The sequence below is a fragment of the Dehalococcoidales bacterium genome (assembly GCA_041652735.1).
Classification (GTDB): Bacteria; Chloroflexota; Dehalococcoidia; order Dehalococcoidales; family RBG-16-60-22; genus RBG-13-51-18.
This window is the reverse complement of record JBAZGT010000046.1, coordinates 1-6077: the sequence shown is the minus strand read 5'-3', so window position 1 is coordinate 6077 and position 6077 is coordinate 1. Positions and strand designations below refer to the sequence as shown.

Annotated in this window: 6 protein-coding genes; 2 read left to right on the top strand and 4 right to left on the bottom strand. The window is 52.3% G+C overall.

Annotated elements, in window-relative coordinates:
* The 4 genes from WC370_11345 to WC370_11330 all read right to left on the bottom strand — a co-directional run.
* Positions 1-202 (bottom strand): hypothetical protein (locus WC370_11345; protein ID MFA5310057.1); only part of this gene is annotated, 202 nt, incomplete at its 3' end.
* A 520-nt stretch (positions 203-722) separates the two neighbouring features.
* The gene (gene galU, locus WC370_11340; GenBank protein ID MFA5310056.1) at positions 723-1610 is read right to left on the bottom strand and encodes a UTP--glucose-1-phosphate uridylyltransferase GalU; all 888 of its coding nucleotides are present in this window, start codon (positions 1608-1610) and stop codon (positions 723-725) included.
* 56 nt (positions 1611-1666) lie between these two features.
* A complete protein-coding gene (locus tag WC370_11335) occupies positions 1667-2536 on the bottom strand; it encodes a hypothetical protein (protein ID MFA5310055.1) in 870 nt (289 codons plus the stop codon).
* 205 nt (positions 2537-2741) lie between these two features.
* Positions 2742-2927, bottom strand: a complete 186-nt coding sequence (locus WC370_11330; protein ID MFA5310054.1) for a helix-turn-helix domain-containing protein — start codon at positions 2925-2927, stop codon at positions 2742-2744.
* A 257-nt stretch (positions 2928-3184) separates the two neighbouring features.
* On the opposite strand from WC370_11330, the gene WC370_11325 reads away from it, so the two are divergent.
* Together WC370_11325 and WC370_11320 are read left to right on the top strand one after the other, a co-directional pair.
* Complete coding sequence (locus WC370_11325; protein ID MFA5310053.1) at positions 3185-4552, top strand: polysaccharide deacetylase family protein; 1368 nt, start codon at positions 3185-3187, stop codon at positions 4550-4552.
* 10 nt (positions 4553-4562) lie between these two features.
* Positions 4563-5612 (top strand): GNAT family N-acetyltransferase, encoded by a 1050-nt coding sequence (locus WC370_11320; protein MFA5310052.1) that lies wholly within the window; start codon positions 4563-4565, stop codon positions 5610-5612.
* Positions 5613-6077: the final 465 nt, after the last annotated feature.

The window sequence follows — 6077 nt, the reverse complement described above, 5'->3', positions numbered from 1 at the left end:
CGATGACGCCCACGTTTTCTATGGTAGGCGTCAGGGTCAAAGTCCCGGTGGTCGTGCCGTTACTGGTTGCCGCATATGCCTGCCCGGGAGAGTAAAAGCACAGCAGCGAAACGATGGCCAGGGAGATGAATAAAGTCTTGAAAAGTTGCCGTCGAAGAAACTTGACAAGAGTGCTTGTAGTGTTACAATTATAATTGAACATGGGACTAGCCTCCTGTGTTTAGTGTATTGCCCTGACCGTTCAGTTAGCCGCTGCAGTCAGGGCGATTCCTTTATTTATAGGTCCTTTCCTATCTTATCAATAATGCCGTCTCCTCCAGTGAGGCGGATACTTTTACGGCTATATTTCGCGTGCAATTTATAACCGTTAAAATTTAACATTTTTCTAAAGTTTTTACAGCATTATTTTGCGGTATATTGAATCTGGAAACTCAATTAAACAGTAACACACAAAAAAATGGAGCACAATCACTAAATAGTAATAGGACTGGAGTACTTTACGTTCGATTTTACTTGAAAATCAGGCGTTCGAGCGGATACCGGGAGGGCGATTTTAGAAGTGCAACCGGCACATCCGGAAGCGAGTACTAAAATATGCAGTACCGGTGAAAGCGGGCAAATACGCCGGGAAATAAAAAAGTGCGGGAAAAAACAGATACGGGTTTATAACCGGCCGGGGTAAGGTCGGTCATAAACCCGTATCGGGTGGTTATCTTAAGCTATCAATCTATTCTGACGTGGTAAGCCGGCTGCCGGAGGTTTTGCAGGTAGGTTTCCAGCTTCGGGCCTATTACCGGGTCGTTCAAAGCCAGGGCGATATTGGCCTGGAGCCAGCCCAGCGGCGTCCCGGCGTCATACCTTTCGCCCTCGAACTCGTAGGCGTATACCGACTGCGTTTTAAGCAGTCGCCTCAGTCCGTCCGTCAGTTGGAACTCACCGTTACGGCCGGCGGGAATGTCCCCCAGTATTTTAAAAATTTCCGGCGTCAGGATATACCTGCCCATGATGGCCAGGTTTGACGGGGCTTCCGCCGCCGGCGGCTTTTCCACCAGGTCCTTCACCTTATAGACCCGGTCCGCTATCTTTTCGGGGTCGATAATCCCGTAGCGGCTGACCTCATCTTCACTGACCTGTCTGGACGCGATAACACTGCCCTGGTACTGCTGAAAAACGCCGACCATATTTTTCAGTACCTGGGATTTCTGCTCGAAAAGGTCGTCGGGGAGAATCAGGATAAAAGGCTCGTCGCCTACTATCTTATTGGCGCAAAGCAGGGCATGTCCCAACCCGAGCTGCTCCTTCTGGCGGACGTAGGCGATGTCCACCATGCTGGACAGGCGGTGGATATCTTCCGCCAGTTCAGTCTCGCCCTTGCGCTCCAGTACCTGTTCCAGCTCGATGGATCGGTCGAAGTAGTCTTCAATCGCCCTCTTGCCTATCGAGGTTATGATAACGACCAGTTCCACGCCGCAGGCCACCGCTTCTTCCACGCTGTACTGGATAACCGGTTTGTTCACCATGGGAAGCATTTCTTTCGGCTGGGCTTTGGTCACCGGCAAAAACCTGGTACCCAGTCCCGCCGCCGCAATTACCGCTTTCTTTATACGCATAATGAATGCTCCCTTCCTTTGGAGACGTTCTACATCTCCGGGCTACTGAATAACTTTTAGCTCTGTTTCTTCACCAGTTCCCAGAAAGACGGGCCCGGCTGAAAATGAAGCTCATACACCGGGATCTTGTTAGCCAGGTCACGGCAGATGCGGAACACACGGTTCAATAGTTTATTGTCATCGGTGAAAAAAAGGACATTGTGGTAAAGCTCCGCCGCGGCCCGGGTGCTGTCCATGGCACTGATGCGGTTCTCTCCGTCCTTTTTCAGCAGGTAAAGACCGCTCAGTTCGGCGCGGGCATTGTCATGGCTTTCATTGGAATCGCCCCGGAAAGGCGTGCCGCAAACACGGTAGCCGCCGTGATGCGGTTTGATGATGGCGAGGTCGTCCGCGATGATGCCGTGTTCCGGAGCCAGCCGGGCAGCCGTGGTCTTGCCGCAGCCGGACGGCCCGAAAAATACCCTCCCCTGGCCGTTTTCACTCACCGCTGAGGCGTTGAGCAGCAAAGCCTTTTCATCGGCCAGTATAAGGGTGAACAACATGCGCAAAAAGCCGCTGAAGCTGTCCGGTTCGGGCAGCATTTTTACCAGCACTTTCCGGGAAAGCGTGTTGACGATGGCCAGGAAGGGACTGTCATCCTGTTTAATAATGTAGTTGCTGCCTGATTTTACCCTATTGATGGAGGGGCGGCCCGACCGCCTGTCTTCATCCGCGGCAAACTCCCGGTGGGGCGCCGGGGTCAGTATAATTTCATAGTCGACTTTACCCGGTGGCTCGGCCGACCCGAAGCGTTCGTGGAGTTTGCCCAGGAAAGCGGAATCCTGGCTGATAACGGCGCAGGTGGTGCCGCCCATGGTAATGAACAGCCTTTCGGTCCCGGCTGAAGATTTCCGGGCGATTATTTCAATATCTTGCAGTATGTTCATGGTGTTCCCGGCAGGTGAAAGCCGGGGGAATGGCGCCTGACCGCGGTTCTCCCGGCGGTAAACCCTGATTGATAGTGTAGCGGTTGCCGGTTTTGAATGCGGTTAGAGATAAGTAAAGAAAAGGTTAGATTAGGCGGCCGCGGACATGTTCCGGTAAAACATTGGATTGCACGGAGTAAAACTGATACCCCGGTGCGGTCAGAAATTAGGTAGGGGAGCTGCCGTCCCGGTGCAGGAAGGTCTCGACATCCGCCACGTTAAACCTGTATTCCCGGCGGCGGCCGACACGGTAGGCTTTGAGTACGCCAATCTTGGTCCAGAATCTCACGGTATTGGGATGCACGTGGAGGAGGTGGGCAACTTCGGTTACTCTAAGTAGCCTGGGCGGCAACGAATCATCATTGGTGTTAAAGTATTTAAACATATAGTAACAATGGATACATAATCATGCATATTGCTTATTTTTAATTTAGTCTACTCCAGTGTCACCAGCAATAGGGGTAACCCTGAAAAAGCATGCATGGTACTATCCAATACACCACATGTTAATACTCAACTTTAAATAATACCGCCCACGATGCAACATTATCACTTTATGATAACACATTTCTAACACTATTCCAACCACGTGAATATAATATGATGTTGATGGATAAGATAAATTTCCTGTCGAAATCGCGTGGAATTAAGAACCTGTCCCTCAGGATTGTCAGCGTGCTGCGCCGGTTCGGCCCGGGGGCGGGCAGATTCGAGAAAATACTGAGGAAGTTCGGCCAGGTAACCGGCAGCCTGGACTGCGTGCCTACCTTCGCCATCACGGCGGTCACCTTGAAAAGGCACCCCAAAGTTATCCGCGAGCTCAGCCGGCAGGGGGTCGAGTTCGCCGTCCACGGCAATGTCCATATCGATTACGGGGTGATACCGGCGGAGGAACAGTCCCGCCATTTTAATAACGCCATAGATATTTTCAAAAGCTGCGGCATTCCGTTTACCGGCTTCCGGGCGCCCTTCCTGCGCATTAACGGTGAGACGCTGCGCGTGCTGGACAGCCTGGGCTTCCCTTATGACAGCAGCCACAGCGTCCACTGGGACGTGCTGGACAGCGCTGCTTACCCGGAGATGGCATGGAGCGAATACCGCCGCCTTTTAGCATTCTATGACGCCCTGAAGGCGGAGGATTGCCAGGTGGTGCCGCGCTTTCAGGACGGCCTTATCGAGATACCGGTTTCCATCCCGGATGATGAAGCCATGGTTGAGAGGCTGGGTATTACCGGTGGCGACGGCATCAGCGCCGTCTGGCGGAACATTCTGCAAAAGACCTATGACCGCGGAGAATTATTCACGCTTCAGCTCCACCCGGAACGGATTGCCCTCTGTGAAAAGGCGCTCCAGGATACCATAAAGCAGGCCAGGCGGTATGACCCGCCGGTCTGGGTGACCACTTTAAAGGAAATCGCCGCCTGGTGGCGGGAGCGGAGCGCCTTTAAATTTGAAGTTGAAGAAGTTGAACGCGGCCGCTACCGTGTCAAGGCAGCTTGTTCTGACCGGGCTATGATATTATTAAGGCAGGGAAACATAAGCGCGCCGGCCGGGGAATGGTGGGACGGCTACCAGAATATTAAGTCCCGGGACTTTATCGTGACCAGCCCGGCCCGCCCGATGCTGGGTATCGGGCTTAATGCCGCGCCGGCCGCCGTCAGCTTTTTAAAGAATGAAGGCTATGCCCTGGAAAAGAGCGACGAACCGGGCAACTACAGTTTATATTTAAACAGCCTGGAGCAGTTTACCCCGGCCGATGAAAAGCCGCTGGCCGAACAGCTGGAGCGTTCCGGGGCGACATTGCTCAGGTACTGGCGCTGGCCTGACCGGCACCAGAGCGCGCTAACGGTAACCGGCGATATTGACGCCATGACATTAATAGATTTCGCGCTGCGCATCCGTGAAAACTGGGCGCAGAACCATCGTAAATTGTCGCAGGCAGCTGGAAGAAATGACCGGATAAGTATGCCGGCTTAAAAGGAATAAAGTGAAAATCAGCACTATTGACCCGACCACCGATACCCGCTGGGATGAATTCGTCGCCGGACAAAAAGACAGCGCCGTTTTTCATACCTCGGCCTGGGCGCGTGTCATCGGCGAAGCCTATGGGTATTCATCCAAATACTATGTTATCGAAGATGATAACGGTCGGATTTGCGCCGCCATACCCTTTTTCCAGATAAAAAGCCTGTTCACGGGCAACCGGCTGGTGTCCCTGCCCTTCTCTGATTTTTGCAGTCCGCTCGGCAGCGAACCTGAAATAACCGTGCTTTTTAACCATGCCAAGGAAGAGCTGGAGGGAATGTCCGGCGCTTACCTGGAAATCAGGGGCTGGCCGGAAGGCAGCTCACCGTCCCGGCTGGGCTTGCAGAGTCGTGATTACCATCTCTTATACCTGCTCAGCCTGGAGCCTGATGCCGCTAAACTGAATGAAAGATTCCATGACAGCGTCCGGCGGGGCATCCGCCAGGCGGAAAAGCGCGGGGTGGCAGTCCGCATGTCTCATGATGAGGCTGACCTGGACCTCTTTTACCGGCTGCACCTTATCACCCGCAAGAAACTCGGGGTGCTGCCTCAGCCGCGGTCTTTCTTTAAGGCCATCTACCGGAATTTGATTTCCAAGAACCTCGGCTTCACCGGCCTGGCCGAATCGGAAGGGAAAATTATCGCCGGGGTCGTTTTCCTCAATTATAAAAATACGGTCTATTATAAATACAATGCCTCAGACGAGGAATACCTGCAAAAACGCCCCAACCACATGGTGACCTGGGAAGCTATAAAGACGGCTTGCGCCCAGAACTACCGGTATTTCGACTTCGGCCGCTGCTCCCCGGAGGAAGAAGGTCTCCGCACCTTTAAGACCCGGTGGAGGGCGGCGGAGATAAACCTTCCGTATTATTATTATCCCAAGGTACAGGGAATCTCCGCCGCCTCTGAAAACGGCCTGAGATACAGGATGATGCGTCTCTTCTCCCGCGTGACGCCGCTATCCGCTTTTGAAACCGCCGGCTCCTTTCTCTACAAGCACCTGGGATAGTAACACTCTGATTTGCCGCCGCCCATCTGTAAAAATGATACTTTTTCCGGCTTACATCCATTTGCCTTCTCATCACTTACAGAGTATAATCTGACAGCAGCCCGTGCTACTTGACCTCCTCTTTTACTCAATAAAGTTACGCCTCTTTCAGCAAGGCTGGAATATTGTTATTCTGAACTATTGTTTAACAATTGATGCATATAATTGTATAATGGTAATATCGGTAACAAAAATAACATTCAATAATCGATATCAAAATCCCCCGGAAACCGTTATAAATAGTGTCCCGATATTCTCCAGGTGTTATTATGAATACTAAAAAATCGGTTTATTTTTCAGGCATCTGCCTTGTAGTCGTTATTCTGTTGGCCGGACTGCTCCCGGGTCAGGTGTTTGCCGCCAGTAACGGCACGACCACCGGGACTCTGAAGTTGACGCCTACCATAGAAAACGTGGGCGTCATAG

What these genes read in the sequence shown, in the direction of transcription:
- WC370_11335 (MFA5310055.1), bottom strand. Translation starts at nt 2,536, where the DNA reads ATGAACATACTGCAAGATATTGAAATAATCGCCCGGAAATCTTCAGCC.
- galU (MFA5310056.1), bottom strand. Translation starts at nt 1,610, where the DNA reads ATGCGTATAAAGAAAGCGGTAATTGCGGCGGCGGGACTGGGTACCAGG.
- WC370_11325 (MFA5310053.1), top strand. Translation starts at nt 3,185, where the DNA reads ATGGATAAGATAAATTTCCTGTCGAAATCGCGTGGAATTAAGAACCTG.